General features: G+C 46.4%; 3 protein-coding genes. 1 reads left to right on the top strand and 2 read right to left on the bottom strand.

The window, feature by feature from the left end; genetic code table 11:
- Window positions 1–786 (top strand): glycosyltransferase family 4 protein (locus F6K53_RS36080; protein ID WP_293084222.1); only part of this gene is annotated, 786 nt, incomplete at its 5' end.
- A gap of 107 nt (window positions 787–893) precedes the next feature.
- On the opposite strand, the gene F6K53_RS36075 is transcribed toward F6K53_RS36080, so the two are convergent.
- Window positions 894–2,414, bottom strand: coding sequence for a reverse transcriptase domain-containing protein (locus F6K53_RS36075; protein ID WP_293084219.1), 1,521 nt, complete (start codon window positions 2,412–2,414; stop codon window positions 894–896).
- 718 nt (window positions 2,415–3,132) lie between these two features.
- Window positions 3,133–3,287 (bottom strand): nucleoside transporter C-terminal domain-containing protein (locus F6K53_RS36070; protein WP_293084224.1); only part of this gene is annotated, 155 nt, incomplete at its 5' end.

Raw genomic sequence — 3,287 nt, 5'->3', positions numbered from 1 at the left:
GGTCACAATCATCCCTTAGCTCGATTTTGGAGAGGTCTTAATCGTCGGGTTTGGCGTAAAGCGGAGGCAATTATTGTCCTCAGTTCAGCCATGAAGCAACGAGTGATAAATACTTGTCCTAAACTAGCTAACAAGGTGGCGGTGATTCACAGTTGGGCTAACCCAGATGTGATTGTACCACTGCCCAAGCCAGATAACTGGTTTGCCCAGAAGCACAACTTAGTAAATAAGTTTACGGTGCTTTACTCTGGTAATATGGGGCGCTGCCATGATATCGACACGATTCTTGAGACTGCTAAATTACTGAAAGACGAACCGATTCAGTTTGTCTGTATTGGTAGTGGCGCGAAGCGAGAAGCCTTAATAGAGGACGTGAAGCGCTTAGGCTTAACTAATTTTATGTTTTTGCCCTACCAAGACAAAGAGGTGCTGCCCTACTCCTTAACCGCTTGCGATCTCTCCTTAGTGAGTGTGATGCCTGGTATGGAAACCTTAGTGGCTCCTAGCAAACTCTACTCCGCGTTAGCGGCTGGGGTTCCGGTGACGGTGATTTGCTCTCCGGAGGCATACTTAACTGAGCTGATCGCCAAGGCTAAGTGCGGTGCCAGCTTCGTGAATGGAGACAGCCAAGGTCTGGCTGACTATATCCGCTCTCTGGCCGCTAATCAGCCGTTAGTCAAGTCCCTAGGTCAGGCTGGTCGTGAGTATTTATTAGAGAATTTTACTCCTGAAGTGATTGCTAAACAGTATGATCAGGTTCTTTGTGAAGCGTTAACGAGGGAGTAGGGAATTTAGAATTTAGAATTGTTACGGTCGATGCCTGGTATTACCCAGGGCACCTCCGCTTCCGAACTGGGCGTGCGACTTTCACCGCACCCAGCTCTTAGGTATCCTCAACCTTTCGGCTTGCCTTTCGGCTTGCTCCAATGAATCATCTGGTGGCAGCTTTGATGTACTGCCATTAGGTTCTTTTGCTTCCAATTGTCGTGGTTTCCATCGACGTGATGGAGGTGTACAGATTCGTCGCTTAAGAACTTGTATCCACAATGTCCACAAGAATGGTTTTGCCTTTTCAAAGCTTTAGCGGTAGCATCATCGTATAGTACGGAGTTCCGCATACTCCAGTAGACTAAGTCTCCATCATACGGGGACTTAGTCCCTCTAACGTTGACGTGTTGATTTTGTTCGTACCCAACTGCTGGAAAGCCTTTCTTGCATAGTTCGGTGGCTTTGTACCGATTCACTTTCTTTTCCTTGCGGAATTTCCGGTTTGCGGTTTTTGCCATAAACCATAAACTATCTCGGGAACTGCTCATATCACAGCTTTTGTGGTAGTTCCTCCATCCACGCACGATTGGGGCTAATTTTTGGGCTTTGACTTCAGCACCATAATTCGAGCTATTCACCACGGCTTTAATCTTCTTCCGGATATTACGATGGTTTTCCTCTGAGGGAATACATCGAAATTTTCCGTTTCTCTGGACTCGGAATTTCCAACCCAGGAAGTCAAATCCGTCTGTCGTTTTGGTTAGCTTGGTCTTCTCTTGGTTTACTTCCAATCCACGTTGGGCTAAGAAGTTCCTCACTTTTTCTAGAATCTTTTCAGCGTTGTCGTTTGGCTTGAGAATAATCACCATGTCATCTGCATATCGAATGCTTCTGACCTTTTTGTTAATTTCCTCTATTCCGTCAAGTGCAATGTTGGCTAAGAGTGGACTGACCACACCACCTTGGGGCGTTCCTTGTTCAGGAAATTCCGGATTGATACCTGCTTTTAGGCATCTGAATATCCCCATTTTCAGACCCGCAGGAGCTATCAACCTATCCATGATGGAATTGTGGGAGATGCGGTCAAAGCACTTCTTAATGTCTAGCTCGATTATCCTTTTATTGATGCCGTTGTTGCCAGAATTTAGATTCTGAAATAGCATTTTTTGTGCATCTTGAGCACATCTGCCTGTTCTGAATCCATAGCTGAAGGCACTGAACGTCGCCTCATGGGCTGGTTCCAAGGCATATTTGGCTAAACATTGCCATGCTCTGTCTTGGATGGTCGGTACTTTCAGCATTCTCGTACTCCCATTTTTCTTAGGTATTGGGATTTCTCTCAACCCTTGGTGCGTCCAGTTTTTCGCATTGGAGCCTAGTTTTTCAAATACCTCGAACCTTTCTTTGTAGGTTAGGGAGGATTTCCCATCTACTCCGGCAGTTCTCTTTCCTTGATTGAGCTGTGTCACTTGACGGACAGCCAGCAGTTGTGCTGAACGGGATTTCAGAATCAGTTTCTGCAAAGACCGTGCCTTCCTCAGGTCACCATCTCTAATTGCTTTGTACACTCGCTTTTGTAGGCGGAAAAGATTCCGGCGGAGTTGCTTCCACTTTTGGCTTTTCCAAAGGTCACTATGTCTTGACATGTGTCTACCCATGCTCTTCATTAGTTTCGTGTATTCTGGATACCCGCCACCAGTTTCCGGTGGCATCCTACCCGACAGTGGGGATTAAGTTTGGCATAACTTACCGAGGTTTCGACCTTTCCTCAGACCCATTTTTGCTGTCGTTTTTACTCGTTCCATCTATCAGATTGTTTTGACGATTTAGGGCAGTCCGGAGATGAAACCTTAGAATAGTGGAGCCTTACTACAAAATTTTTAACCCTTTTACCCATAGCCGACTAACTATAAAGGCTCCACTATTCTTGCGGTAACTTCTAACCAATTTGCCTATCCTCTTCTCGGAGATTACAACTATTATTCTAATGATGTTGTGAGAATGAAAGGATAAAGTCGCACACTGTTGCAGCTCAGATTGTGGCTTGTCTATTAGACACTTTTCTAGGACTAGTTTTACCCATGTCGTCTCCCCGTTAGCGCCAGTGATACCTATCTGCTTTGGTTCTGGTTGCGCCCTGGTGCCAGCTTCACTCTGCGGAGTTGCCGCCCGCTCGGTGTGGCCAAGGTAGGGAGTCACTTATCTCCTAAAGGGCAGGGTTTGCACCTGCATCCGAAGGACAGTTAGAACTTTTTGAGGTATTTTACCTCGCGAGTCCCCTAGCTTATACCCCTCCCGTTTCGGGAGGCTCCTAGCTAGAACGAGCCGCACTAGAATTTAGACTTCACATTTGCTGACTTCAGACTATTTTCCCAAAATTGCTGGGTTGCCGAAATCAAACACACCAGCAATACAGCCAGTCATGTATGTAGCTAAAGTTGCTGCCCAGAGAGCTTTCCAGCCAATGGCGCTAATGTCAGCACGACGTTCGGGAACCAGACTCGCTAAACCACCAACAA

Source organism: Moorena sp. SIO4A1 (genome assembly GCF_010672065.1).
GTDB lineage: Bacteria > Cyanobacteriota > Cyanobacteriia > Cyanobacteriales > Coleofasciculaceae > Moorena.
The sequence above is the reverse complement of the archived record's forward strand: the minus strand, read 5'-3'. Positions and strand labels throughout refer to the sequence as shown.

Bases quoted from the DNA above. Each gene is read 5' to 3' on its own strand.
- F6K53_RS36075 (WP_293084219.1), bottom strand. From the start codon at position 2,414: ATGTCAAGACATAGTGACCTTTGGAAAAGCCAAAAGTGGAAGCAACTC.